Annotated in this window: 20 protein-coding genes; 15 read left to right on the forward strand and 5 right to left on the reverse strand. The window is 75.2% G+C overall.

The features are described 5' to 3' along the window. Positions 1-91: 91 nt before the first annotated feature. From K1Y72_RS18975 to K1Y72_RS19010, 8 genes are all read left to right on the forward strand, one after another. Positions 92-871, forward strand: a complete 780-nt coding sequence (locus K1Y72_RS18975) for an SDR family NAD(P)-dependent oxidoreductase (protein ID WP_258572783.1) — start codon at positions 92-94, stop codon at positions 869-871. A gap of 210 nt (positions 872-1,081) precedes the next feature. After that, the gene (locus K1Y72_RS18980) at positions 1,082-2,029 is read left to right on the forward strand and encodes an acyl-ACP desaturase (protein ID WP_220167691.1); all 948 of its coding nucleotides are present in this window, start codon (positions 1,082-1,084) and stop codon (positions 2,027-2,029) included. Positions 2,030-2,093: 64 nt separating this feature from the next. Further along, positions 2,094-2,957 (forward strand): serine/threonine-protein kinase, encoded by an 864-nt coding sequence (locus K1Y72_RS18985; RefSeq protein WP_220167692.1) that lies wholly within the window; start codon positions 2,094-2,096, stop codon positions 2,955-2,957. 14 nt (positions 2,958-2,971) lie between these two features. Continuing rightward, positions 2,972-4,861: a serine/threonine-protein kinase gene (locus K1Y72_RS18990; protein WP_220167693.1), complete on the forward strand. Its 1,890-nt coding sequence runs from the start codon at positions 2,972-2,974 to the stop codon at positions 4,859-4,861. Between the two features lie 31 nt (positions 4,862-4,892). Further along, positions 4,893-6,158 (forward strand): protein kinase family protein, encoded by a 1,266-nt coding sequence (locus K1Y72_RS18995; RefSeq protein ID WP_220167694.1) that lies wholly within the window; start codon positions 4,893-4,895, stop codon positions 6,156-6,158. 29 nt (positions 6,159-6,187) lie between these two features. Further along, positions 6,188-8,725 (forward strand): protein kinase domain-containing protein, encoded by a 2,538-nt coding sequence (locus K1Y72_RS19000; protein ID WP_220167695.1) that lies wholly within the window; start codon positions 6,188-6,190, stop codon positions 8,723-8,725. A 303-nt stretch (positions 8,726-9,028) separates the two neighbouring features. Continuing rightward, complete coding sequence (locus tag K1Y72_RS19005) at positions 9,029-9,808, forward strand: electron transfer flavoprotein subunit beta/FixA family protein (protein ID WP_220167696.1); 780 nt, start codon at positions 9,029-9,031, stop codon at positions 9,806-9,808. A 22-nt stretch (positions 9,809-9,830) separates the two neighbouring features. Continuing rightward, entirely contained in the window at positions 9,831-10,778 is a 948-nt protein-coding gene (locus K1Y72_RS19010; protein ID WP_220167697.1) for an electron transfer flavoprotein subunit alpha/FixB family protein, read from the forward strand. A gap of 59 nt (positions 10,779-10,837) precedes the next feature. Here the strand turns inward: K1Y72_RS19010 and K1Y72_RS19015 are convergent, their stop codons facing one another. From K1Y72_RS19015 to K1Y72_RS19025, 3 genes are all read right to left on the reverse strand, one after another. Next, positions 10,838-12,574 (reverse strand): serine/threonine-protein kinase, encoded by a 1,737-nt coding sequence (locus tag K1Y72_RS19015; protein ID WP_220167698.1) that lies wholly within the window; start codon positions 12,572-12,574, stop codon positions 10,838-10,840. A 58-nt stretch (positions 12,575-12,632) separates the two neighbouring features. Continuing rightward, a complete protein-coding gene (locus K1Y72_RS19020; protein WP_220167699.1) occupies positions 12,633-13,835 on the reverse strand; it encodes an MFS transporter in 1,203 nt (400 codons plus the stop codon). Positions 13,836-13,958: 123 nt separating this feature from the next. Continuing rightward, positions 13,959-14,495 (reverse strand): TetR/AcrR family transcriptional regulator, encoded by a 537-nt coding sequence (locus K1Y72_RS19025; RefSeq protein ID WP_220167700.1) that lies wholly within the window; start codon positions 14,493-14,495, stop codon positions 13,959-13,961. A 141-nt stretch (positions 14,496-14,636) separates the two neighbouring features. Here K1Y72_RS19025 and K1Y72_RS19030 point away from each other — a divergent pair, with 141 nt between their 5' ends. Further along, positions 14,637-15,791, forward strand: a complete 1,155-nt coding sequence (locus K1Y72_RS19030; RefSeq protein WP_220167754.1) for a cysteine desulfurase family protein — start codon at positions 14,637-14,639, stop codon at positions 15,789-15,791. Positions 15,792-15,815: 24 nt separating this feature from the next. On the opposite strand, the gene K1Y72_RS19035 is transcribed toward K1Y72_RS19030, so the two are convergent. Further along, positions 15,816-16,964: a phosphodiester glycosidase family protein gene (locus K1Y72_RS19035; protein WP_220167701.1), complete on the reverse strand. Its 1,149-nt coding sequence runs from the start codon at positions 16,962-16,964 to the stop codon at positions 15,816-15,818. Between the two features lie 103 nt (positions 16,965-17,067). Here K1Y72_RS19035 and K1Y72_RS19040 point away from each other — a divergent pair, with 103 nt between their 5' ends. Further along, positions 17,068-17,952 (forward strand): DUF1206 domain-containing protein, encoded by an 885-nt coding sequence (locus K1Y72_RS19040; protein ID WP_220167702.1) that lies wholly within the window; start codon positions 17,068-17,070, stop codon positions 17,950-17,952. 76 nt (positions 17,953-18,028) lie between these two features. Here the strand turns inward: K1Y72_RS19040 and K1Y72_RS19045 are convergent, their stop codons facing one another. Next, positions 18,029-19,102: a DUF695 domain-containing protein gene (locus K1Y72_RS19045; protein WP_258572787.1), complete on the reverse strand. Its 1,074-nt coding sequence runs from the start codon at positions 19,100-19,102 to the stop codon at positions 18,029-18,031. Between the two features lie 98 nt (positions 19,103-19,200). On the opposite strand from K1Y72_RS19045, the gene mnmA reads away from it, so the two are divergent. From mnmA to K1Y72_RS19070, 5 genes are all read left to right on the forward strand, one after another. Next, a complete protein-coding gene (gene mnmA / locus K1Y72_RS19050; RefSeq protein ID WP_220167704.1) occupies positions 19,201-20,283 on the forward strand; it encodes a tRNA 2-thiouridine(34) synthase MnmA in 1,083 nt (360 codons plus the stop codon). 30 nt (positions 20,284-20,313) lie between these two features. Further along, the gene (locus K1Y72_RS19055) at positions 20,314-21,132 is read left to right on the forward strand and encodes an LLM class F420-dependent oxidoreductase (protein WP_220167705.1); all 819 of its coding nucleotides are present in this window, start codon (positions 20,314-20,316) and stop codon (positions 21,130-21,132) included. Further along, the gene (locus tag K1Y72_RS19060; protein WP_220167706.1) at positions 21,129-22,133 is read left to right on the forward strand and encodes a methionine synthase; all 1,005 of its coding nucleotides are present in this window, start codon (positions 21,129-21,131) and stop codon (positions 22,131-22,133) included. Before K1Y72_RS19055 ends, K1Y72_RS19060 begins: the two co-directional genes overlap by 4 nt. Before the next feature lie 84 nt (positions 22,134-22,217). Further along, positions 22,218-24,386, forward strand: a complete 2,169-nt coding sequence (gene ligA, locus K1Y72_RS19065; RefSeq protein ID WP_220167707.1) for an NAD-dependent DNA ligase LigA — start codon at positions 22,218-22,220, stop codon at positions 24,384-24,386. Between the two features lie 176 nt (positions 24,387-24,562). After that, positions 24,563-26,653, forward strand: coding sequence for a putative bifunctional diguanylate cyclase/phosphodiesterase (locus K1Y72_RS19070; protein WP_258572789.1), 2,091 nt, complete (start codon positions 24,563-24,565; stop codon positions 26,651-26,653). Positions 26,654-26,676 lie beyond the last annotated feature (23 nt).

Raw genomic sequence — 26,676 nt, forward strand, 5'->3', positions numbered from 1 at the left:
CCCAGGGGTGCTCCCCGGGTACCCGTGACATTTCGGGTCAAACGGCATCCCGGGCGGGCGTGCGGGCCGCGGGTCGGTAGCATCGGCCGCCATGCGACAGGGCTTGCGACAGGGTTTCCGGACCGCGCTCGTGACGGGCGCCTCCAGCGGCATCGGCGAGAGCTTCGCCCGGATCCTGGCCGCTCGCGGCACCGACCTGGTGGTCGTGGCGCGCCGGGCCGACCTGCTGGACCGGCTCGCCCGCGACCTGGTGGAGCGGCACCGCGTCGCGGTCGAGGTGATCGCCGCCGACCTCACCGACCCGGCCGCGCGCGGCGAGGTGGCGGAGCGGCTGCGCGCCGGCGCCGTCGAGCTGCTGGTCAACAACGCCGGGTACGGGGCCTTCGGCGCCTTCGCCGAGCTGGACCTGGACGACCAGCTCCAGGAGATCGAGCTCAACGTCACCGCGCTCGTGCGGCTCACCCACGCCGCGCTGCCCGCGATGCTGGAGCGCGGCCGCGGCGGCGTCCTCAACGTCGCGTCGATGGCCGGGTTCGCGCCGTCGCCGGGCAGTGCCACCTACGGGGCGACCAAGGCGTACGTCGCGTCGTTCTCCGAAAGCCTGCACGCCGAGGTCGCCGGCCGCGGCGTGCACGTGACCGCGCTCTGCCCCGGCTTCACCCGCACCGACGAGGAGCAGGGCGCCGGGCTGCTCTGGACGCGCCGCGCCGACGTCGCCGCCGCCGGCCTGGACGCCGTCGCCGCCGGCCGCGCGCTCTGCGTCCCGGGCCTGCAGTACAAGGCGGCGCTGCCCGCGCTCAGGGTGCTGCCGCGGCCGCTGCTGCGGGCCGCCGCGACCCGCGTGTGGCGGCAGGCCGCCGACACGCAGTGATCCTCCGCGCACGCGGCGCGCGCCGCCGCACGTGGACGATCCCTACAAAGATTTGCGCGGGTTGATTGTGACAGGGGTGGCTTGACGCGGCTGCCCCGGATCGCGAAACCTGGAACCTACGGTCGCGTAGGTTCGGTCGCCGCGGGTACGGCGGACCCCTACGGTGATCGGAGCGACCCCACCCGACGTCCAGCGAAGGATCTGCGCACCATGTCCCTGACGCCCGAGGAGAAGTTCCAGACCGGCCTGCTGACCGACCTCGAACCGGTGGCCGAGAAGGAGCTGAACCGCCACCTGTCCATGGCAGACGAGTGGTTCCCCCACCAGTACGTGCCGTGGTCGCAGGGGCGCGACTTCGACGGGCCGATCGGCGGCGACGGCTGGACGCCCGAGGACTCCTCGCTGGACGAGGTGGCCCGGACCTCGCTGATCGTCAACCTGCTCACCGAGGACAACCTGCCCGGCTACCACAACGCGATCGCCGGCGTGTACGGCCGCGAGGGCGCCTGGGGCACCTGGGTGAACCGGTGGACCGCCGAGGAGAACCGGCACGGCATCGTCATCCGCGACTACCTGACCGTCACCCGCGCGGTCGACCCGATCGCGCTGGAGCGCGCCCGGATGACGCACATGGAGCAGGGCTACACCGCCACCCACGGCGACGCCTTCCTGCACGGCACCGCCTACGTGTCGTTCCAGGAGCTCGCCACCCGCGTCGCGCACCGCAACACCGGCAAGGCGTCCGGCGACCCGGTCTGCGAGCAGATGCTCGCCCGCGTCGCCAAGGACGAGAACCTGCACATGATCTTCTACCGGAACCTGATGGCCGCCTCGCTGGAGGCCGCGCCGAACGAGACCATGCGCGCCATCACCGAGGTCGTCAAGGCGTTCGAGATGCCGGGCGCCGGCATCGAGGGGTTCCTGCGCAAGTCCGTGATGATCGCCAACGCCGGGATCTACGACCTGCGGCTGCACCACGACGACGTCCTCCAGCCGTGCCTGCGCAAGTGGGGCATCTGGGACCGGGAGTTCACCGGCGACGGCGCCAAGGCCCGCGACGAGCTCGCCGAGTTCATGGAGCAGCTCGACGCCGCCGCGACGAAGTTCGAGACCCGCCGCGAGGAGCGGCGCGCCCGCCAGGCCGCGCGCAAGGGCTGACGGCGGCCCGTCCCGGCCGGGAAACGATCGGAACGCGGGCCCCGTTTCCGGCGTCATAGGGGTCATGGGGACGCATCGACGGCTGGGCGGCTACCGGCTGCTCGACGAGATCGGCCGGGGGAGCACGGCCGTGGTGTACCTGGCCATGGACTCCACCGGCCGCGAGGTCGCGGTCAAGGAGATCAGCCCCGAGTTCGCCGCCGACCCCGAGGCCCGGCGGCGCCTCGCCCGCGAGGTCGCCGCGCAGGCCCGGGTCGACAGCCCGCACGTCGCGCGGCTGCTGGACGCCCGCATCGACGGCGACCGGCCCTTCCTGGTCACCCAGTACGTGCCGGGCGCGCCGCTCGGCGACCTGGTGGAGACCTACGGGCCGGTGGGCGCGCCCCGGCTGCCCCGGCTGGCGCGCTCGATGGCGCTCGGCCTCGCCGCCGTCCACGACGCCGGGGTGCTGCACCGCGACCTGTCGCCGCACAACGTGATGGTGCTGAACGACCGGCCGGTGCTGGTCGACTTCGGCATCGCGCTCGGCCAGGGCGCCGAGCAGGTCACCAAGGCCGGCATGGTCATCGGCACCCCGGCCTACCTGGCGCCCGAGATCATCGAGGGCGGCCGGGCCTCGCGCGCGTCCGACCTGTTCGCCTACGCCGCGACGCTCGCCTACGCCGCCACCGGCCGCCCGCCGTTCGGCCGCGGCTCGCTGCACGGGGTGTGCTTCCGCATCCTGCGCGGCCAGAGCGACCTGGACGGGATCGCCGAGCCGCTCGCCGCGCTGATCCGCCGCGGCCTGCACCGCGACCCCGCCGAGCGGCCCTCGGCGCGCTGGTTCGCGGGCGCCTTCGCGGGCTGGCGGGACGGCGCCGGGCCGGGCGGCGGGCCCGGCGGCGGGGGCGCCGAGCGGGCCGGGGCCCTGGCCGCGGAGCAGGGGTAGGGTTTGCGGAAACGATGAGGGGAGCCACCACGTCCGGCGAGATGATCGGCCAGTACCGCGTCCTGCGGACCCTCGGCGAGGGCGGCATGGGCGTGGTGTACCTGGGCGCCGACCAGGCCGGCCGGAACGTCGCGATCAAGGTGCTGCGCCCGGCCGTCGCCGGCGACGCCACCGCGCGCCGCCGGCTGGCCCGCGAGGTCGACTCGATGCGCCGGGTGCACAGCCCGCACGTCGCCGAGATCCTGGACGCCGACGTCACCGCCGACCGGCCGCACATCGTCACCCAGTACGTGCCGGGCCGCACGCTGGAGGAGATCGTCGAGACCGACGGCCCGCTCGCCGCGGCCGCCCTGCAGCGGCTCACCGTCGGCCTCGCCGCCGCGCTGTCGGCGATCCACGGCGCCGGCATCGTGCACCGCGACCTCAAGCCCGGCAACGTCATGCTGGTGGACGGCGAGCCGGTGGTGATCGACTTCGGCATCGCGCAGGCCGCCGACGCCACCCGGCTGACCGCCACCGGCATGGTCATCGGCACCCCCGGCTACCTGGCCCCCGAGATCATCGAGGGCGAGGACGCGGGCCCGCCCGCGGACGTGCACGCGCTCGCCGCGACCGTCGCCTACGCCGCGACCGGCCGCCCGCCGTTCGGCGCCGGCACCTTCGAGTCGATCTTCTACAAGATCATGCAGAACACCCCGGACCTGGACGGCGTCCCGGCGCCGCTGCTGCCGCTGCTGCGGTCGGCGATGGCCCGCCACCCCGCCGAGCGGCCCACCGCCGTCGGCCTGGTGCAGATCGCCCGCCGCATCCACGTCGAGGCGACGATCACCGACCAGACCCGCGTCGACGGGCCGGGCCTCGCGGTCGAGGAACCCGCCACCCGCTTCGACGCCCCGGCGGGCGCGGCGTCCGGCGCGACCTCGCCGCTGGAGGCGACCGCCGCCGACCACTCGCGGCACTTCGCCATGCCGGGCCCGACGCCGCCGCCCGCCCAGCCGAAGGACTTCCAGGGCCTGCTGCCGCCCGCCGCGCCGCCGCCCGCCGAGACGACCGGCCCCGCGCCGTACGCCTTCCCGCCGCCGCGCGACAACCGGCCGCGCAAGGCGGGCCTGTCGCGCCGGCCGGACGAGCAGGCGCAGCAGGCGGCCGCCCCGCCGCCCTACGTCCCGCCGCCCTACGAGCAGCAGGCCGCACCCCAGCCCTACCCGCAGCAGCCGCGGCACCCGCAGCAGCAGCCGGCGGGCGAGGCGGCGCGGCGCCCCGAGCGCGACCGGGACCGCGACCGCGAGCGGCGCAAGCCGTACGGCTGGTACCGGGTGATCAGCCTGCTGGTGCTCGTCGCGCTGCTCGCCTTCGCCAACACCGCACCGGTCCTCGCGATCATCGTGACCGTCGCGGGCGTCCTCGTGCTGCGCGCCGCCGACAAGTCCGCCAAGGGCATGGAGGACCGCCGCACCCGGCGCGGCCCGCGCCCCGGCGACGTCGTCGGGGCGGCGCTCCGCACGCCGCTGCACCTGCCGGGCGCGGTGATGATGACGGCGCTGCTCGGCGGGCTCGCGCTCTGCGCGGGCGCGATCCTGCTCGGCGTGCTGATGTTCGCCAATGCCGACATGAGCGCCGCGCGGGCCATCGCCTACGCGGCGATGCTCGTCGTGGCGCTGCTCGCGCTCGCCCCCGGCAGCGGCGCCCCGCGCCGCCAGCTCGCGCGCGTCTGGGGCGGCCTCATGCCGCGCACCGAGGCGGCCCTGGCGGGCGTGCTGATCGTCGGGCTGTTCGCGGGCGTGCTCGCCGCCCTGTCGGTCCGCCAGCCGCCCGACACCACCCCGGTGAACGGGATGAGCCGGAGCCTGGAGAACCTGCGCGGGGACGTCAACGATCTCGTGGACGGGCTCCCGTTCCTCTAGCGGGCGCTCCGCCGCTAGGCTGGCCAACCCTATGACCGAGGACGCGCCGCACGAGGAATCCATCGGCCCCTACCGGCTGCTGTCCCGCCTCGGCGACGGACGCGGCGGGCACCGCGCCGCCGACCGGTCCGGCCGCGACGTCGCGATCCGCCGCCTGGACGGCGCGGCGGGCGGCCACCGCCCCGACATCGCGGCCATGCGCGGCGTCCTCAGCCCGTACGTGGCCGACGTCCTCGACGGCGACCCGGGCGCCTACGTCGTCACCCGCTTCGTCCCCGGCCGCCCGCTGGAGGAGCACGTCGCCGGCCACGGGCCGCTGCGCGGCGCCGCCCTCCGCCTCCTCGCGCTCGGCCTCGCCAAAGGCCTCGCCGCGATCCACCGGGCGGGCCTCGCGCACGGCGGGCTCGCGCCGGGCAGCGTCCTGGTGGTGGACGGCGCGCCCGTCCTGGTCGACTTCGGCCTCGCGGCCGCCACCGAGGCCGACGACGTGTACGCCTGGGCCGCCACGGTGACCTTCGCGGCGACCGCGCCCGGCGGCGGCGACGTCCCGGCGCCGCTCGTGCCGCTGCTGCGCGCCGCGACCGCCGCCGACGCGGCCGTCCGCCCCTCGGCGGCCGAACTGGCCGAGGCGGTCGAGGCCCTGGACCTCGGCCCGGCCCCCGCACCCGCCTCCGCACCGGCCGCGCCCGTCCCCGAACCCCGCCCGGCCGCCGCGGACCCGGCCGCCCCGCCGCCGGCCGCCGTCGCGGTCCCGCGGCCCGAGCTGGAGATGGCGCGCGGCTGGGCGCGGCTGCTGACGATCCTGGTCGCGGTCATCGCGGTGAGCGTGACGGTGCTGATGCCGGTCGCCGGGCTCGCCCTGTCGTTCCTCGCCACCGGCCTGCTGCGGCTCGCGGCGCCCGCCCCGCTGCGGGGCCGCCTGCTCGCCCTCGGCACGACGGCGCTGTCGCTGCCCTACGCGGGGGCGGTCGCGGTGGCCGTCCCGCTCGCGATCACCGCCCTGGCGGCGGTGGACGTCGTCGTCGAGCCGCTCGGCGCCGCCGCGCTCGGCGCGGGCGCCGGCACCGCCGTGCTCTGGCTCGCGCCGGGCCTCGGCGGCCCGCGCCGCCTGCTGGAGGAGGCGTTCCTGCGCGCCGCCCGCGTCCCGCACCGCATCGCGGCGGCGGGCGTCGTCCTCGGCCTGCTCGCCTTCGCCGCCGCCGGCGCCGCCCTCTCCCTGACGCCGAGCTTCGCGCCGATGTACGGCCTGCAGAGCTCCCTGGAGAACTCCCTCGGCCGGCTCCAGAGCTATCTATGATCTGACGAAGGGGAGGAAAGGGGGCGGCGGTGCCGGAACGGGCGGGAGAGTACGAGCTGCTCCGCCGCATCGGCGCGGGCGCCATGGGCGAGGTCCATCTCGCGCTCGCCCCCACCGGCCGCACCGTCGCCGTCAAGCTCCTGCACCGGCACATGCTGGACGACCGTTCGATCCGGGCGCGCTTCGCTCGCGAGGTCGAGGTGATGAGCGCGGTCCGGCACGAGGGCGTGGCGGCGATCCTCGGCTTCGATCTGGACACCGAGCCGCCCTACCTGGTAACGCGGTACGCGCAGGGCCGCTCGCTGCAGCGCACGGTCGCCGAGTCCGGCCCGCTCCGCGGCGCGGCGCTGGACGTGCTGCTCCGCGGCAGCGCCGCGGCCCTGGCGGCGATCCACGCGGCCGGCATCGTGCACCGCGACGTCAAACCGGACAACATCGTGCTGGACGACGGCCGCCCGATGATCATCGACTTCGGCATCGCGCACACCCTCGGCGCCACCCGCATCACCCGGCTCGGCGGCGCCCGCGCTGGCTCGGTCCGCTACATGGCGCCCGAGCTGTGGCGCGGCGAGCAGCCGACGCCGGCGGTGGACGTGTTCGCCTGGGCAGCGTCCATGGTCTGGGCCGCGTCCGGCCGGAACGCCTTCGAGGCGGGCTCCGACGAGGCGATCATGTACCGGATCTTCAGCGGCCTGCCCGACCTGGACGGCGTGCCGGACGGCCTGCGCGGCCTGCTCGCCAAGGCCCTGGCATCGGACCCCCGCGACCGCCCGCCCGCCGCCGAGCTGCCCGGCCGCCTTCGCCAGCTGGAGGGCGCCGCGACCGTGCCGGAGCCGCGCGTCCCGAGGCCGCCGCTGCCCGTCGAGGTGTCCCTGGGTGAGGTGTTCGCCGGAGCCGAGCGGGAGGTGGAGGCCGGCGGGCGCACCGTGCGCTTCTCGGTTCCGCACGAGGCGCTCACAGGCAGGATCGCGGAGGTCGGCGAGGGCGTCCGCGTGGTCTTCGAGGTCGTCGCGGAGCCGGGGCACGAACGGCGCGGCGACGACCTGTACCTGCCACTCGTCCTCGACGAGGAAACGGCCGCGCGAGGCGGGCGGCGCTCCGTCGACCTGCCGGATCGCTCCCGCGTTTCCCTCCCGCTCTCCCCGTCCGTCAAGGACGGGGACCGGCTGCGCATCGCCGGTCGCGGGTTCCCGCGCGCCGGCGGAGGCCGAGGCGACCTGCACGTCACGCTCCAGGTCCTGCCCTGCCCGCATCTTCCGACCAGGGAGGCGCTCCAGGAGGCTGTGCTGCGCTTCGACCGGGCCGAACGCGAGCTGGGGCGGTCCGTCAGGATCACCGCGGAGGACGGGGACCGGCTGAGCGACGCGGCGGCGATCGAGCGGCGGAAGGACCTCGAAACCGGACTGGCCGAGCTCGGTGAGTGCGAGCGACGGGCGCTCGAAGCGGCCGCCGCGCTGGTCGGGACCGTTCACGAGAAGGAGGCCGTTGCCTCGGCGGCCGAGCTGAGAGCACGCCTCGGCGCCGCGGACCGAAGCGCGGCGGCGGGCTTGCAGCGGCTTGGGCCGGAAACCGGAGCCGACGTGGAGTCGTGGATCGTCGTGCCGCTGGAAGCCGTGCTGACCGGCACGACCGTCGAGGCGGGCGCGACCGAACGAAGAACGCAGGTGGAGGTCCCGCCCGGCGTCCGCGACGGCCATGTGCTGGTGATCGAAGGAAGGGGCGAGCCGGGTCGGCGTGGAGGTGCGCACGGCGCCTTGCGCGTGCACGTGCGGGTATCGCCTGACACGCGCTGGACGCGGCTGGGTGACGACCTGATCGCCGCCGAACGTATCGGCGGCGCGGTGGCACAGACCGGCGGCGTTCAGGAAGTCCTCACTCTGGAAGGGACAAAGACGATCACCCTTCCGCCACAGAGTACGGGCCGGGTGCGTGTCACCGGCTGGGGCGTGCCGCGCCTGAACGGCGTGGGCCGCGGAGACATGATCTGGGAGATCGCCTCCCATTCGGAGCCGCAGGACGGTGGGGACGAGGCGTATGCGGCCGATGCGGCGGGCGAGGCGACTTCGGACGCGGGGCTCCGGGCGGAACCGGTTCTCAAGGACGCCGGACGAGCGAGGCGGCGCACGGGAACGATGGCCGCCGACCTGCTCGGAGCGGCCCTTCCGGTGATCGGGTACACCTTTCCTTTGGTGGCGATCCCGCTGCTCATCGGCATCAGCACGGCGGCGGAGCGGCAGGGCGAGCGCGAGCGGCGCCGGACTTCTGAGGAGCCGGCGAAGGAAGCCGGCACCCTCGGGTGTTTCGGTTTCGCCTTCCTCCTCACCGTCGGCTGGGCGGTGGTCGTCGGTCTGGTCGTGGGAATCCTCGCGCTGGCAGAGGCCGATCGACTCTGGATCACTTCTTGTGCCGTGACGATGGTGTTCCTCGGCGCGATCGTGAGCAGCGCATCGCGACGGGGCGCCCGGGGGCTCGTCATCGCGGTCGTGGGACTCGCGATTCTCGGTGGTCTCCTGGTCTGGCCAGGCCTGCACCCCGCCTGGCTCCCCACGGTGGGCGCGCTGCCCTAGGGATCACCGGAGCGGTGGCGGAGTACAGCGATATCCGGCACGGGTGATGGCAGGGGACAAGTCGCCCGTGCGTCCGGGGGGTGCGTGGGTAAGGTCTCATCAGCTGGGATTTTGCGCCCAGGCTACCGATCGGTAACATTTGAGCGGCACGGCCGAACCGGGGACCCGGCTCCGAAGGGCGTTCGGGTGTTTGGCAGGCTGTGTGCCCAACGCAACGGTTGCAAGCGTCGACCCTCCCGGGCGGCGCCCCTCTGACCGCTCACCCCAGCGGCCGAACAGATGCAGGGAGGTCGGCCACCGGCCATGAACATCGTCGTCCTGGTGAAGCAGGTTCCCGATACGGAGAGCCCGCGCAAGCTGAAGTCCGATGACAACACGCTCGACCGCGCCGCCGCCGACGGTGTGATCAACGAGCTGGACGAGTACGCCATCGAAGAGGCGCTGCTCATCAAGGAGGCCCACGGCGGCGAGGTGACCGTCCTCACCATGGGCCCCGACAAGGCCGCCGAGTCGATCCGCAAGGCCCTCGCCATGGGCGCCGACAAGGCCGTCCACCTGAAGGACGACGCGCTCGCCGGCTCGGACTCGCTGCAGACCTCCTACGCGATCCAGCAGGCCCTCGGCACCACCGGCTTCGACCTGGTGGTCCTCGGCGCCGAGTCCACCGACGCGCGCACCGGCGTGCTCGCCGCCATGCTGGCCGAGCGCCTCGGCGTCCCGCAGCTCTCGCTCGCCAACAAGGTCGAGATCGACGGCACGTCGATCAAGGTCCAGCGGCAGACCGACTACGGCCACGACAAGGTCGAGGCGACCCTGCCCGCCGTGGTGAGCGTGGTCGAGAAGATCAACGAGCCGCGCTACCCCTCCTTCAAGGGGATCATGGCGGCGAAGAAGAAGCCGGTCGAGACCCTCGACATCGCGGCCGCCGGCATCGACGCGGCCCAGGTGGGCCTCGCCAACGCCGCGACCGAGGTGGTGGACTTCGCCGAGGCCCCGCCGCGCGCGCAGGGCCAGATCGTCACCGACGAGGGCGACGGCGGCGCGAAGGTCGCCGAGTTCCTCGCGTCGAAGAAGTTCGTCTGAGCGAGGAAGGGGATTAGGAACGATGGCTGAGATTCTCGTCCTCGTCGACCACGTCGACGGTGAGGTCAAGAAGGTCACGCTCGAACTGCTCACGCTGGCCAACCGCCTCGGCGAGGCGTCGGCGGTATGGGTCGGCGCCGGCTACGACGGCGCCAAGGACAAGCTCGCCGAGTACGGCGCGCAGAAGGTCTACGTCGGCGACGAGGAGCTGGCCTCCTACGTCGTGGCGCCGAAGGCCGCGCTGCTCGCCGAGCTGGTGGGGAGCAAGTCCCCGGCCGCGGTGCTCGTCGCCGCCACCGGCGAGGGCAAGGAGATCGCCGGCCGTCTCGCGGTCAAGACCGGCTCCGGCGTCCTCACCGACGTGGTGGACGTCGCCGACGGCTTCGTCGCCGAGCACTCCATCTTCGGCGGCGGCATCATCTCGCACGCCAAGGTGAAGGCCGGCACCCCGATCATCGCGGTGCGCCCGAACTCCATCGCCCCCGAGGCCGCCCCGGCGACCCCGGCCGAGGAGCAGGTGGCCGTCACGCTGAGCGACGCCGACAAGGGCGCGAAGATCGTGGAGAAGGTCGTCGAGGAGAAGGGCGAGCGCCCCGACCTCACCGAGGCCTCGATCGTGGTCTCCGGCGGCCGCGGCGTCGGCTCCGGCGACAACTTCAAGATCATCGAGGAGCTGGCCGACTCGCTCGGCGCGGCCGTCGGCGCCTCCCGCGCCGCGACCGACGCCGGCTGGTACCCGCACTCCTTCCAGGTCGGCCAGACCGGCAAGACGGTGTCGCCGCAGCTCTACATCGCGGTCGGCATCTCCGGCGCCATCCAGCACCGGGCCGGCATGCAGACCTCGAAGACGATCGTGGCGATCAACAAGGACGCCGAGGCGCCCATCTTCGAGCTGGTCGACTTCGGGGTGGTGGGCGACCTGTTCCAGATCGCCCCGCAGCTCACCGAGGAGATCGGCAAGCGCAAGTAGCACGACCGGAACGTCCCACGGCGGCCTGCGGCCGGCCGCCGTGGGACGTTCCGCTTTTCTCAGGCCCCCGCGTCCCGGACGACGTCGGGGCGGACGTAGGCGCCGAGGCCGCTGTAGGGGACGCGGACGGTCTCCTGCCCGCAGGCGGTGATGCCGCCGAGCCCGACGTCGTCCACGAGCACGACGAGGTCGCTCTTGTCGAGGGCGGCGACGACGTACGGGTTCGGGTCGGTGAGCTGCCGCCGGCTGATCGCGGGGCGTTTCTCGGCGAGGCAGCCGCCTTGCGACCCCTTCTGGAGCAGGGCGGCGAGGCGCTGCGTGCCCGCCGCCGTGAGGCCCTTCTCGCCGAGGATCGCCGGGAGCGCGAGCGGCGCGCCCGTCCGCAGGTCCACGTTCACCGCGAGCGAGCGGTTCCACGTCGGGTGCGACAGTTCCTTGGAGTTCAGCGTGACGTCGTACACGACCGACAGGTAGCGCGGGCCGTTCAGCACGATCCGGGCCTGCACCGCCGACGTCGCGGGCGCCGCCCGGTAGCTCTGGAGCGACGTCCGGTAGTACTGCTGGCGCGCGTCCAGCGGGGCGCGCAGCGCGGCGTTGATCTTCTTGGCGAGTTCGGGGGAGCCGCCGCGCGCCTGGACGAGCCGCCCGCCCGGCGTGAGCTGCGGCGCGGTGGCCGGATCGCTGTAGGCCGCCAGCGCGAAGCTCAGCGGTACGGGCTTCGGCGGCTTCTTCCCGTCGCCGGACGCGGCCACGTACGCGGCCCCGCCCGCCGCCGCGACCACGACGGCGGCGCCCGCCGCGGCGATCCCGGCCTTGCCGGCGAGCACCCCGGCGGCGCCCTTGGCGGCCGCCGAGCCGCCCGCCGCGCTCCCGCCCGCGGCGCCCCCGCCCGCGGCGGCCGCACCGCCCGCCGCGGCGGCGCCGCCGGGCGCGATCCCGAGCGCGGTCAGCGGGAACAGCGCGGCGAGCGCGGCGACCGCCCCGGCCAGCAGCCGGACGCCGCGCTCCTCCCAGCCCGGCCCGTAGGCGTCGCTCGCGACGGCCTCCAGCCGCGTGACGAACGCCTCGGCGCCCGCCGGGCGGTCCCACGGGTCCTTGGCGAGGCCGCTCAGCACGAGCGGGCGCAGCAGCTCAGGAACGCCGTCCACCGGCACCGGGCCGTTCAGGTGCCGCTCGCGCAGCTCGGCGAGGCCGGCCGCCTCGAACGGCCGGCGCCCGGTCACGCACTCCACGAACACGCACGTCGCGGCGTACACGTCGGTGGCGGGCGAGGCCGGCTCGGCCCGCCACTGCTCGGGCGCCATGTAGACGGGCGTGCCCGAGCGGTCGGCGGCGCCCGCGTCCGCCGCGATCCCGAAGTCGATCAGCTTGCTGAGCCCGTCGGCGCGCACGACGACGTTCGCGGGCTTGTAGTCGCGGTGGACGACGCCGACGGCGTGCGCGGCGGCCAGGCCGAGCAGCGAGCCCTTCAGGACGCCGAGCGCCGCCTCCGGCGCGAGCGCGCCCCGCTCGGCGAGGACGTGCTTCAGCGAGGCGCCGTCCACCGCCTCCATGACGATCGCGGCGCCCTCGGCGTCCTCGACCAGCCCGTACACCTGGGCGATGTGCGGGTCGCGGACCCGCGCGAGCAGGGCCGCCTCGGCGCGGAACCGCTCGCGCGGCAGGTCCGCGCCGAGCACGTACTTGATCGCGGCGACCCGGCCGGTCGCGTCGTGCCGGGCGAGCACGACGCGGCCCTGCCCGCCCTCGCCGAGCACCGACAGCTCGGTGTACCCCGGTACCCGCCAGCCGCTCACGGCGGACCTCCCCGAATCGGATCGACGGAAGGTTTATAGCAGGAGGTACCGGTCGCGGTCAGGCGGCGAGCGGCTCGGCCTCGGCGACCCGCAGGTCCGCCCCGGCGTCGCCGGTCCCGGCGGCGTCCGCGGGGCCGAGCGGCACGAACCGGGCGCCCGCCGCGATGAGCAGCGCCAGCACCACGACGACGCCGACGCCGACGCGGAGCGAGGTCGCGTCCGACAGGAACCCGACGAGCACCGGGCCGAGCAGCAGGCCGCCGTAGCCCATCGCGCCGACCTGCGCGACGGCGGCCGCCGGGCGGTCGGGGGCGGTGGTGCCGGCCAGCGAGATCGTCGTCGGGACGATGGTGCAGACGACGAGGCCGGTCAGGAAGAGCCCGGCGATCGCGACCGGCACCGACGGCGCGGTCACCACGACGGCCATGCCCGCGGCGGTGCCGATCCCGGCGCCGGTGAGCAGGCGGCGGGTGCCGACGAGGACCCGCAGCCGGTCGCCGATGAGGCGGCCGGCGAGCATCGCGAGCTGGAACACCGGGTAGCCGAGCGCGGCGACGGCCTGCGTCGAGCCGAGCTCGTCGTGCAGCAGCAGCCCGCTCCAGTCGGCGATCGAGCCCTCGGTCATGAACGCGATGAAGGCGAGCACGCCGATCAGGTAGACGGCGGCCGGCATCCGGGCGCGGCGCCCGCCCGCCGCGGCGGCGATGGCCGGCGGGTCGGCGAGGTAGGTGCGGCCGAGCGCGAGCCCGACCGGGAACGTCACGAGCGCGGCCGTCAGCACGGCCGCGGTGAAGCCGAGGCCGGCGGCCGCGGTGGCGACGCCGAACAGGCCGCCCGCCATCGCGCCGACGCACCATCCGGCGTGCATCCCGCTGAGGACGGGGCGCCGGTAGGCCCGCTCGACCACGGCGGCCTGCGCGTTCATCGCGATGTCGGTGATCCCGAAGGCCATCCCGAACGCCGCGACCGCGCCGAGCAGCACCGCGTAGGAGGGGGCGAGGGCGACGCCGGCGGCGGCGACCGAGGCGAGCGGCAGCGCGACCCGCAGGTTGGCGCGGCTGCCGTGGCGGGCCATCACGCCGCGGAGGCCCTGCATCGCCACCAGGGCGCCGAGGCCCCAGACGAGCACCACGATGCCGACCCGGCCCTCGTCGAGCCGGAACTTCTCGGTCAGCGCGGGCATCCGGGCCACCCAGGTTCCGCAGAGCACCCCGGCCAGGACGAAGGTCGCGAACGTCCCGATACGCGCGCGCAGCAGCATGGTGTTCACCTCTTTCTCGTAATCGGCGGGGCGCGGGGGCGCCCCGGTGCGGGCGGACTGGAGCGCTCCAACCCCGTCAGGGGAGCGGAGTCGCCGTGTCGTGCCGGGGGAGTCGCGCGGTCGTTACCGCGGCAGCAGGCCGAGCAGGCGCTGCTTGAGCGCTTCGAGCCGGGCCCCGTCGTAGAGGCCGGGCGCGTGGCTCACCACTTCCCAGAGGCCCTCCGCCGCGAGGCGGACGACCATGGACCCCACCGGGTCCGGATCCTCGCCGCAGGGCTCGTGCCCGTTCGGCCGCCCGTGCCAGCGGGCCATCGCCTCGTTCAGCGGCGCGGCCAGCTCGGGGTCGGCGGCCGCCGCGGTGATCGCCGACCAGCGGCGGTGCGCCCGCGCCTCGCCGGTGAGGATCTCGAAGGTGGCGAGGACGTAGGCGCGGTCGCGGCCGCCCGGAGCGCCGTCGTCGAAGGAGTCGATCAGCTCGTCGAACTCCGCGATGACCCGCGCCACCATGGCGGTGACCAGGGCTTCCTTGGTGGGGAAGTGGTAGAGGAGGCCGCCCTTGCTGACCCCGGCGCGGTCCGCGACCGCGGCGAGGGTGAGCGCCTGCGTGCCGTGCTCGAAGAGCACGGACTCCGCGGCGTCGAGCAGGGCGTCCTTCGTCATGATCCCCTCACTGTACCGACCGGACGGTACAGTCGCCAACCCGGGGACCGGGCCGGATATTCCCAGGTCAGCGCCCGCTTACCGGCGGGGGCGGACCGGCGGCCGGGGGACGGGCCCGGCGCGGATAATCTGAGAGCCGTGGTGACCTACCTCGACCATGCGGCGACGACCCCGATGCTGCCCGAGGCCATCGCGGCGATGACCGCCGAACTGGCCGAGCTCGGCAACCCCTCGTCCCTGCACGCGGCCGGCCGCCGCGCGCGCCGGGTCGTCGAGGAGTCCCGCGAGCTGATCGCCGACGCGTTCGGCGCCCGGCCGAGCGAGGTGATCTTCACCTCGGGCGGCACCGAGGCCGACAACCTCGCCGTCAAGGGCCTGTACTGGGCGGCCCGCGCCGCGGACCCCGGCCGCGTCCGGGTGCTGGCCTCGGCCGTCGAGCACCACGCCGTCCTGGACACCGTGCAGTGGCTCGGCGACCACGAGGGCGCCCGCGTCGAGTGGCTGCCGGTCGACGGGCTCGGCCGGGTGCGGCCCGGGACGCTGCGCGCCGCGATGGGCCCCGACGTCGCCCTGGTCACCGTCATGTGGGCCAACAACGAGGTCGGCACCGTGCAGCCGGTCGCCGAGCTCGCCGCGATCGCCGCCGAGCACGGCGTGCCCTTCCACACCGACGCGGTGCAGGCCGCGGGCGTCCTGCCGGTGTCGTTCGCGGCGTCCGGCGCGCGGGCCCTCACGCTGAGCGGCCACAAGATCGGCGGCCCGCTCGGCGTCGGCGCGCTGCTGCTCGCCAAGGGCACCGACCCCGTCCCGGTGCTGCACGGCGGCGGCCAGGAGCGCGACGTCCGCTCGGGCACCCTGGACACCCCCGCGATCGCCGGGTTCGCCGCCGCCGTGCGGCTGTCGGCCGAGCGGCGCGCGGCCGAGGCGGCCCGCCTCGCCGGGCTGCGCGACGAGCTGATCGCCGCCGTCCGCGCCGCCGTCCCGGGCGCGGTGCTGAACGGCGACCCGGCCGACCGCTTGCCCGGCAACGCCCACTTCTCCTTCCCCGGCTGCGAGGGCGACGCCCTGCTGATGCTGCTGGACGCGCGCGGCATCGCCTGCTCCACCGGCTCGGCGTGCTCGGCCGGGGTGTCCCAGCCGAGCCACGTGCTCCTCGCCATGGGCGCCGACCCCGCCCGCGCCCGGGGCTCGCTCCGCTTCACCCTCGGCCACACCTCCACCGGCGCCGACGTGGCGGCGCTCGCCGAGGCCATCGGGCCGGTCGTCGAGCGGGCCCGCCGCGCCGGGCTCGGCTGAGCCGGCCGGGACGGGACCCGCGGCTCAGCGCGCCGCGAACACCCCGATGCCGTTCGCGACGGGCCGCTCCCGCGAGTCGGAGGGATGGTTGCGGACGGTCGCGGCGCCCTCGCCGGGCAGCCGCACCACCATCGTGGACGAGCCGCCGCCGTCCAGCGCGACGCCGTCGTCGGCGTGCAGCCGCCGCAGCAGCGCGGCGGCGCCGGCGAGCGACAGGCCCTGCCCGGCGCCGCGCGCCCCGTCCACGACCGCCAGGTACACGCGGCGGCCGTCGGCGCTCACCCCGGCGACGGTGCGCGCCCGCCTCGGGGTGTCGGGGAGCCCGCCCAGCGGGGCGCCGTCGCGCAGCACCGGCAGGCCGCCGAGCGCGAAGCGCGGCCGGACCCGGCCCGCGAGCCGGTAGGACACCGCGACGGGGTCGCCGACGCGCGCCGCCCGCAGCGGCGCCGCGCCGTCCTCCCGGCCGGCCAGCAGGACCGTCCCGGCCGGCAGCTCGCCGCCCGGGTCGGCGAGCCCCGTCACCCGGCCGCCGCGCACCGTCACCGCCGCCGTGTCGGGGGTGCAGTCCGCCCCGCGCCGCCGGTCGTCGCCGCAGAACGCGCGGGCGCGCGAGGCCGCGCCCCAGGCGGGCGTGAACACCCCGACGCCGCCGGCGGGCAGCGCGTACTGGTTCAGGCCCGCGACGGGCAGCCGCCGCCCGCCGATCCGCACCCTGCCGCGCAGCGCGAGCCGGAACACCCGGCCCCGGCCCGCCGCGTCCGTGCCGATCACGGTGTCGGCGGGCGCGCCGGCCGGCAGGTCCGGGCCGTAGCGCTGCCCGAGGGGCACCGGACCCTTGACGGGCACGCCGTTCGCGACCTCGGGGCCGACCGGGGCGCCCGTCGCCGGGACGCCGGGGTGCTGGCGCTCGCTGATGTGGAAGAAGTCGCCGTTGACGCCCGCGAGGGCCCCCGCCGCCCGCACCATCGCCGAGGTGGTGAGGCGGGACGCCACGCGCGGCGGCCGCAGCAGCCCGAGGCGGGCGCGGCGCAGGTCGACCTCCAGCACCGAGCCGCGCGCGCCGCCGAAGGCGAGCGGCCGCCACACCGCGCCCGGGGTGACCTGGCGGGCGTCCGGGACGGCCGGATGGGCGGGGGAGAGCAGGGACAGCGTCAGCACGGTTCGCAGGAGCACCGGCCATCATGAGCTGCGGTTCCGTGATCCACATATGCCGTTTTACGCAAGTTTGACCTTCCGGTGGCCGGGCACAGCCCTGCCGTCTGAAGGAGGGGCTGGGATGGCAGCGAACGTGGCGGGCAACGACGCCAAGCAGGCGGGCCGGCAGGCGGCCCACGAGGGCAAGCGGCAGGGCCACAAGGTCGCGTCGAGCAAGTGGTTCCACCGGTTCTCCCGCGCGGGGCTCGTCGCCCGCGGCGTGATCTACCTCCTGGTGGGCTGGCTCGCGCTGCAGATCGCCTTCGGCGACAACGGCGAGCAGGCCGACAAGACGGGCGCGATGCAGACCATCGCCGAGAAGCCCGGCGGCACCGTCATGCTCTGGCTGGTGGTGATCGGGTTCTTCGGCCTGGCGGCCTGGCGGTTCTCCGAGGCGGCCTTCGGGCAGCCCGTCGCCGACGGCGACAAGGCGACCAAGCGCCTGGCGTCCTTCGGCCGCGGGATCTTCTACACCGCCGGTTTCATCGGCATGCTGAGCTTCGTGCTCGGGCAGGGCGGCAAGTCCAGCAACGAGCAGTCGCAGAGCTGGTCGGCCAAGGCCATGGGCGAGCCCGGCGGCCGCTGGCTGGTGCTGCTCGTCGGCCTCGGCTTCGTCGCCTGGGGCGTCGGCAACATCGTCGGCGCGGTGCGCCGCAAGTTCCTGAAGAAGCTGAAGACGAACGAGATGAGCCCGACCGTCGAGAAGGTCGTCAAGGTCCTCGGCATCGTCGGGCGCGCCTCGCGCGGCCTGGTGTTCGGCAGCGTCGGGGCGTTCCTCGTCAACGCCGCCGTCCAGTTCGACCCGAAGAAGGCCAAGGGCTTGGACGGCACCCTGCGCGAGTTCGCGCAGACCCCCGCCGGCCCCTGGCTGCTCGTCGCCGTCGCGATCGGCGTGCTGATCTTCGGTGCCTACTCGTTCTGCGAGGCCCGCTGGCGCAAGGTCGAGGCCGCCGGCTCCGCCCACTGACGGGCCGGCCGGGACGCCACCGCGAGCGCGCCACCCGCCCGGCGGGTGGCGCGCTCGCGTGCGATCACGGGTGCGGTCAGGGCCGGAAGGGGGCGAGCGCCCGCCAGCCCGGGTCGCTGACCGAGGCGACCTTGGCCTTGCCCTCGGGCCAGGCCGCGGCCATCTGGTCCAGCTCCGACACCGCCGCGGAGTCGGGGTCGGCGTACAGGTGGAAGACCTGGAGGCCGTCGCCGGTCTCGCGGACCGCGAGCACCGCCGCGGCCCCGAGCCGCGCCAGCCGCTCCTCGAACTTGCGGAGCGCCTTGGCCGACGGCTCGACCGGCAGCCGGTCGGGGTTGGCGTGGGCGTAGGGCAGCGTCACCGCCACGTGCAGGTCGCAGAGCGGGTGGTCGGCCCGGTGCAGCGGGAACCGCGCCGCGATGCGGGACGGGTGCCCGCGCGGCGTGCGGCCCTCGCCGGTCAGCCAGGCCGGCTCGGCGAAGTCCTCGGTGACCTGCTCGACGACGGCCGGCAGCATCGCGGGCGGCAGCGCGTCGATCGGCGCCTCGGCGGCGACGGTGACCCGCCCGACCCAGCGCGCCACGTCGTCCTCGCCGAGCGCCCAGTCGAGCACGTGCGCGACGACCTGCGCCTGGAGCTCGTCGGGGACGAACAGGAAGTCGGGGTGGTAGCCGGCGATGTCGACGCGGCCGCGGGCCTGGTCGGCGCGCATGCCGAGCCGCACGTACTCCAGGTCGAACTCGTGGTCGCCGAGCACCAGCTCCTGCGCCAGCATCTCCGGGTCGGCCTGCCGCGCCGGGAAGTACCGCCAGCCGTCCGCTCCGCCGGGGGGCGCCGCGCGGCACCACCGCTCGGCGAGGCCGCGAAGGCCCGGGTCGCCGCCGCCGGTCACGGTGAGCGTCGGGGTGCGGCCGTCCGCGCCGCCGATCTCCCACTGCAGCTCCGGGTGGATCTTGTGGACCCGCAGGGTCAGCTCCTCCACCAGCTCGGTCGGCAGGCCGACCGGGGAGTCGGACGCCGCGGCGTCGCCGTCGGCGGCGAGGGCGGACTGGGCCGCCGGGCGGTTCGGCGCCCACCACTCCCAGAACTCGACGATGGCGGGCAGAGCGGCGGCGGACGAGGCCTCGCGAGGGCGGCGAAAGATTCCCATGGCGGGTGACATCGTACGCGCAAACCGCCGCTCGCCGTCCGCCGCCGCGCTTTACCGGAAGGCGCGGCACCCCCGGCGGCGCGTACCCTCGAAGACCTATGACTCTCCGCGTACTCGCCGCCATGTCGGGCGGCGTCGACTCGGCCGTGGCCGCCGCCCGCGCGGCCGAGGCCGGGCACGACGTCACCGGCGTGCACATGGCCCTGTCGAGCAACCCGCAGTCCTACCGGACCGGCGCGCGCGGCTGCTGCACCCTGGAGGACTCCCGGGACGCCCGCCGCGCCGCCGACGTCATCGGCATCCCGTTCTACGTGTGGGACCTCGCCGAACGCTTCCACCGGGACGTGGTCGAGGACTTCGTGAGCGAGTACGCCGCCGGCCGCACCCCGAACCCGTGCCTGCGCTGCAACGAGAAGATCAAGTTCGAGGCGCTGCTGGACCGGGCCGTCGCGCTCGGCTTCGACGCCGTCTGCACCGGCCACTACGCCCGGCTCGCGGACGGCGTGCTGCGCCGCGGCGTCGACGAGGGCAAGGACCAGTCCTACGTCCTCGCCGTCTGCACTCCCGAGCAGCTGTCGCGGGCGCTGTTCCCGCTCGGCGACACCACCAAGGCCGGCATCCGCGCCGAGGCCGCCCGGCGCGGCCTCACCGTCGCCGACAAGCCCGACAGCCACGACATCTGCTTCATCGCCGACGGCGACACCCGCGGGTTCCTCGCCGAGCGCCTCGGCGCCGAGCCCGGCCCGATCGTGGACGCCTCCGGGGAGGTGCTCGGCGAGCACGAGGGCGCCTACGGCTTCACCGTCGGGCAGCGCAAGGGCCTCCGCCTCGGCCGCCCCGCGGCCGACGGGCGGCCCCGCTACGTCCTCGACATCTCGCCGGTGACCAACACCGTCACCGTCGGCCCCCGCGAGGCCCTGGACGTCCGGGAGATCGTCACCGAACGGCCGGTGTGGCTCGGCGCGGCTCCCGGCGGCCGGTTCGGCTGCCAGGTGCAGTTGCGCGCCCACGGCGAGGTGTACGACTGCGTCGCCGGGTTCCGCGACGGCGGCGACGGGCTGGTGATCAGCCTGGCGCGGCCCGCCCGCGGCATCGCGCCCGGCCAGGCGGCCGTACTGTACGCGGGGGACCGCGTGCTCGGCTCGGCGACGATCGCCGAGGCCGCCCGCGTGTCCGCCTGAGCAGCCCCGCACCTGTGTAAGGAGTCCCACGTGGAGTTCGGTGTCTCGACGTTCGTGACCGACGACGGGATCGGCCCCGCGCCGCTCGGCCGCGCCCTGGAGGAGCGCGGCTTCGGCGCGCTGTTCCTGGCCGAGCACACCCACATCCCGGCGAGCCGCGAGTCCCCGTGGCCCGGCGGCGCCGAGCTGCCCCGCCAGTACTACCGGACGCTCGACCCGTTCGTGGCGCTCACCGCCGCCGCCACCGTCACCGAGCGCCTGATCGTCGGCACCGGCATCGCGCTGGTGGTCCAGCGCGACCCGATCGTGCTGGCCAAGGAGGTCGCCTCCCTCGACCTGGTCTCCGGCGGGCGGGCGCAGCTCGGCGTCGGCGCCGGCTGGAACCGCGAGGAGATGCGCAACCACGGCACCGAGCCGAAGACCCGGATGCGGCTGCTGCGCGAGCGGGTCCTCGCCGTCAAGGAGCTGTGGACGGCCGAGAAGGCCGAGTTCCACGGCGAGTTCGTCGACTTCGACCCCGTCTTCTCCTACCCCAAGCCCGTCCAGGACCCGCACCCGCCGGTCCTCGTCGGCGGCAGCGGCCCCACCACCTTCGACCGGGTGATCGAGTTCGGCGACGGCTGGATGCCCATCCACGGCCGCGGCACCGACGGGCTGGCCGGCCAGATCGCCGAGCTGCGCGACCGGGCCGGGCGCCGCGTCCCGGTCACGGTGTTCGGCGTCGTGCCGAAGGCCGAGAACGTCGCCGCCCTCACCGACGCCGGCGTGGACCGCGTCCTGTTCAACCTGCCGACCGAGCCCGAGGACGCCACCCTCGCCCGCCTCGACACGATGGCGGCCCTCCTGTGACCGGCTACCCCTGGGGGCCGGGCACCGCGACCGGCGTCGGGTCCTACCCCGGCACCGACGCCGCCGAGGCGCTGCGGATCGTCCTCGGCGAGCTGCCCGAGCTGCCGCACCTGCCCGAGCTGCCCGCGCGCGGCCCCGGCGCCGACATGATCGGACGCTCGGCGGGGCTGCTCGTCGAGCTGCCCGTCCGGGTCGAGCCGTCCGGCTGGCGGTTCGCCGACCGGCCCGGCCGCGACACCCGCCGCGCCCTCGACTGGATGGCCCGCGACCTCGACGCGCTGGAGGAGCAGGCGGGCGGGCACGACGGCCCCCTCAAGATCCAGGTGGCGGGGCCGTGGACGCTGGCGGCGTCCATCGAGATGCCGAACGGCGAGCGGGCGCTGAAGGACCCGGGCGCCGTCCGCGACCTCACCGCCTCGCTCGCCGAGGGCGTCGCCCGCCACGTCGCCGAGGTGAAGCGCCGGCTGCCCGCCGCGACCCTGCTGCTCCAGCTCGACGAGCCGTCGCTGCCCGCCGTCCTCGCCGGCGCGGTGCCGACGGCGAGCGGCTTCTCGCGGCTGCGGCCGGTCGAGGCGCCGATCGCCGAGGAGGGCCTCCGGCAGGTGATCGGGAAGGCGGGCGAGGTGTTCCCGCTCGTGCACTGCTGCGCGCGGCGCGTCCCGTACGCGCTGCTGCGCGGCGCGGGCGCGCGCGGCATCTCCGTCGACCTCGCGCTGGTGCCCGAGCGCGACGACGACGCGGTGGGCGAGGCGATCGACGCCGGCGTCGCGCTGTTCCTCGGCGCCGTCCCGGCGACCGACGCCGCGCTGCCGCCGCTCGCGGCGACCGCCGCGCCCGTCCGCGAGCTCTGGCGCCGCCTCGGGTTCCCGGCCGCGCAGCTCGGCCGCCAGGTCGTCGTCACGCCCGCCTGCGGCCTCGCCGGCGCCTCGCCCCGGCACGTGCGGGCGGCGCTCGGGCGCAGCCGCGAGGCCGCCCGGATGCTCTACGAAGCCGCCGAATAGTTCCGGTACCGGACGCCGCCCCGGAGATCGATCCCGGGGTGGCGTACCGGCCGGAATGTCGGTGGGGCGCGCGACAATGGGGGCATGACCTCACCCGACGGAGTTCCCGCGGCCGCGGCCCGCAGGCACAAGGAGCTGGCCGAGAGGCTCGATGAGGCCGGCTACCGGTACTACGTCCTCGACCAGCCGACGCTGACCGACAACGAGTACGACCTCGCCATGCGCGAGCTCCAGGCGCTGGAGGACGAGCACCCCGCGCTCGTCACGCCCGACTCCCCGTCGCAGCGGGTCGGCGCGCCGATCACCACCGACTTCGCCACCGTCGCGCACCTGGAGCGCATGCAGTCGCTCGACAACGCGATGGACGCCGAGGAGCTGGCCGCCTGGGACGAGCGCGTCCTCCGCGAGGTCGGCGAGGTCGCCGGGTACCTCTGCGAGCTGAAGATCGACGGGCTGGCGATCGCGCTGGTCTACGAGCGGGGCCGCCTCGTCCGCGGCGTCACCCGCGGCGACGGGCGCATCGGCGAGGACGTCACCAACAACGTCCGCACCATCGGCGACGTCCCCGAGCGGCTGGCGGGCGAGGGCTGGCCCGACCTGCTGGAGGTGCGCGGCGAGGTCTTCCTGCCCGTCGAGGGGTTCGAGCAGGTCAACGCCGCGCAGGTGGAGGCGGGCAAGCGGCCGTTCGCCAACCCCCGCAACGCCGCCGCCGGGTCGCTGCGGCAGAAGGACCCGCGCGTCACCGCGCACCGCCCCCTCGGCATGCTCGTGCACGGGTTCGGCGCCTGGGAAGGCGGCACGGTCCCCGACAGCCAGTCGCACGCCTACGAGCTGATGCGCGGCTGGGGCCTGCCCACCAGCGACCGCTACAAGGTCGTCGGCGGGATGGACGCCGTCCGCGACTACATCGCCCATTACGGCGAGCACCGCCACGACCCCGCCTACGAGATCGACGGCGTCGTCGTCAAGGTCGACCAGTTCGCGCTGCAGCGCCGCCTCGGGTCCACCTCCCGCGCGCCCCGCTGGGCGATCGCGTGGAAGTACCCGCCGGAGGAGGTCAACACCAAGCTGCTCGACATCAAGGTCGGCGTCGGCCGCACCGGCCGCGTCACCCCCTACGGCGTGATGGAGCCGATCACCGTCGCCGGGTCCACCGTCACCTACGCCACCCTGCACAACGCGGGCGAGGTGAAGCGCAAGGGCGTCCTCATCGGCGACACCATCGTGCTGCGCAAGGCCGGCGACGTCATCCCCGAGATTGTCGCGCCCGTCACCGACCTGCGGGACGGCACCGAGCGCGAGTTCCGGATGCCCGCCGAGTGCCCCGAGTGCGGCACGCCGCTCGCCTACGAGAAGGAGGGCGACGCCGACATCCGCTGCCCGAACGCCCGGCGCTGCCCGGCGCAGCTCCGCGAGCGCCTGTACTTCCTGGCCGGCCGCAAGTCGCTGGACATCGAGGCGCTCGGCTACGTCGCGGCGACCGCGCTCACCCAGCCGCTGGAGCCCGACGAGCCGCCGATCGAGAACGAGGGCGACCTGTTCGACCTGTCCGTCGACCGGCTGCTGCCGATCCGGACGGTGGTGCGCGAGCCGCGCAGCGGCCTGCCGCGGCTCGACCCCAAGACCGGCGAGGAGAAGGTCGTCACCTTCTTCGCCAACCAGGACGGGGAGCCGAAGAAGTCCACCGGGACGCTGCTGGAGGAGCTGGCGAAGGCCAAGGAGCGGCCGCTCTGGCGGGTCCTCGTCGGGCTGTCCATCCGGCACGTCGGGCCGCGCGCCGCCCAGGACCTCGCCCGCGAGATGGGCTCGATCGAGGCGATCCGCGCCGCGTCGGAGGAGGAGCTCGCCGCCGTCGACGGCGTCGGGCCGACCATCGCCGCCTCCATCAAGAACTGGTTCGCCGAGCCGTGGCACGCCGAGATCGTCGACAAGTGGGCGCGGGCGGGCGTCCGGATGGCCGACGAGGGCGCCGGCGGGCCGCGCCCCCTGGAGGGCGTGTCGGTCGTCATCACCGGGTCGCTGGAGGGCTACAGCCGCGACTCGGCGACCGAGGCCGTGCAGGGGCTCGGCGGCAAGGTGTCCGGCTCGGTGTCCAAGAAGACCGGGTTCGTGGTCGTCGGCGACAGCCCCGGCTCCAAGTACGACAAGGCCGTCAAGCTCGGCGTGCCGGTCCTGGACGAGGAGGGTTTCCGGGTGCTGCTCGCCGACGGGCCGGAAGCGGCCACCGCCGCGGCCGTCCCGCAGGAGGAGTGACCGCATGCGGTCACCGGCCGGTTCACCTGCGTGAAGTTACCCAAGGGTACGGTGTCGCTACCGAGCGAGGCCGTTCCACTACACATGGGGCATAACGGAACGTGCGCAACCGGTTTCGCGATGTACCGCAAAGGCCGTACCCTCCCTGACATCACAGGTCCCCCGAACCCCCCGAGATGGCGATGAAGGACCCGAACAACACGCGGAACACGCTGCCGCGCCGGGGCTCACCACTGTGGATCTACCTGACGGTGGTGACCCTGGCCGGCCTCGCCGTCGGCGCCGGCGCGCTGGCGTCGCTGACGATCGAGCAGACGCACGCGCTGCTGCGCGGCCCGGTCTTCTGGATCCTCGCCGTCCTCGTGGTGTTCGGCGAGCTGCGGCCGATCGTCACGCCCGGCTCCACCGAGACCAGCGGGGCGACGACCTCCACGACGTTCTCCTTCGCCGCGCTCCTGTACGCCGGCCTGCCGATCGCCGCGCTGCTGCGCGCCGCCGCCGCGCTCGCCTGCGGCCTGCTGATGGGCCGCTCGCCGCACCGCATCGTCTTCAACGTCGCGCAGTACACCCTCAGCCTCGGCGCCGCGCACCTGGTGCTGCTGGCGTTCGGCGTGCACGCGTCCCCGACGGCGCTCTGGGTGCCGGCCGGCGCCGACCTGCCGGCGATGGCGCTCGCCGGCGGCGCCTACTTCCTCTGCAACGACGTGCTCGTCGCCGCCGCCGTCGCGCTGCACGAGCGGGTCTCGCTGCTCCGCTCGATGCGCTGGGACCTCGGCTACCAGGCCCTCGTGCACCTGGCGCTGCTCGGCCTCGCCCCGATCATGGTGGTGGCGATGGACCGGTCGGCGGTGCTGCTGCCGCTCATCGTGCTGCCGTTCATCGCCGTCTACCTGAACGCCTCGGTGTCGGTGCGGCGCGAGCACCAGGCGCTGCACGACGGCCTCACCGGCCTGCCCAACCGCAAGCTGCTCATCGTGCGGACCGAGGAGGCCCTCGCCCAGGTCCGCGGCGCCGCCCGCCGCCCGGTCGCGCGCACCGGCGGCGAGGAGCAGGCCCGCCGCGCCGGGCTGTTCCTGCTCGACCTCGACCGGTTCAAGGAGGTCAACGACACCCTCGGGCACGCCACCGGCGACCGGCTGCTGCAGCTCGTCGCGCACCGGCTGACGCACAGCGTCCGGCCCGGCGACCTCGTCGCGCGGCTCGGCGGCGACGAGTTCGCGGTGCTGCTGCCGACCGTCCGCGACGAGCAGGCCGCCCGCGAGGTCGCCCGCCGGCTGCGCGCGGCGCTCAGCGAGCCGGTCCGCCTGGACGGCATGTCGTTCGACCTGGAGGGCAGCGTCGGCATCGCGCTGTTCCCCGACCACGCCCCCGACTTCGAGCTGCTGCTGCAGCGCGCCGACGTGGCGATGTACAGCGCCAAGCAGACCCGCAGCGGCGTCCAGGTGTACTCGCCGGGCGAGGACCGTAACTCGCCGGCCCGGCTGGCGATGCTCGGCGACCTGCGCCGCGCCGTCGACCGCGGCGAGCTGGAGCTGTTCTACCAGCCCAAGGTCGCGCTGCGGGACGGCCAGCTCGTCGGCATGGAGGCGCTGCTCCGCTGGCGCCACCCGGCGCAGGGCCTGCTGATGCCCGCGGCGTTCCTGGAGGTCGCCGAGCAGACCTACCTGATGCGCGCGATCACCCGCCAGGTGGTCGGCGCCGCGCTCGCCCAGGCGGCCGCCTGGTGGCAGGAGGACCTCGCCGTCCAGGTAGCGGTGAACGCCTCCGGCCGCGACCTGCTGGACGCCGGCCTCGCCGAGACGATCGAGGAGGGCCTCGGCGCGCACGGGCTGCCCGCCGCCGCGCTCCAGCTGGAGATCACCGAGCGGATCCTGATGAACGAGCCGGCCTACGCCGCCGAGACCGTCGGCGCGCTCGCCGACCTCGGCATCCCGCTCAGCCTGGACGACTTCGGCACCGGCTACTCCTCGCTGGTGCGGCTGAACCGGCTGCCGGTCGAGGAGATCAAGATCGACGCCTCGTTCGTCGGGCGGCTCACCCGCTCCCCGGACGACGCGATGATCGTCCGGACGGTGGTCGACCTGGTCCGCACGCTCGGCCTCCGCTCGGTCGCCGAGGGCGTGGAGGACCCGGCCACCGCGCGGATGCTGCGCGAGATGGGCTGCGACGCCGCCCAGGGCTGGCACTTCGGCCGCCCGATGGACGCCGCCACCGCCACCGACTGGCTGCGCCGCCGGATGGAGCGGGCCCCCGAGCCCGCCGCCTGACCGGAGCCGCCGCCGCGCCGGGG

It is taken from the genome of Actinomadura parmotrematis, assembly GCF_019458805.1.
In the GTDB taxonomy this organism is placed as follows: domain Bacteria; phylum Actinomycetota; class Actinomycetes; order Streptosporangiales; family Streptosporangiaceae; genus Spirillospora; species Spirillospora parmotrematis.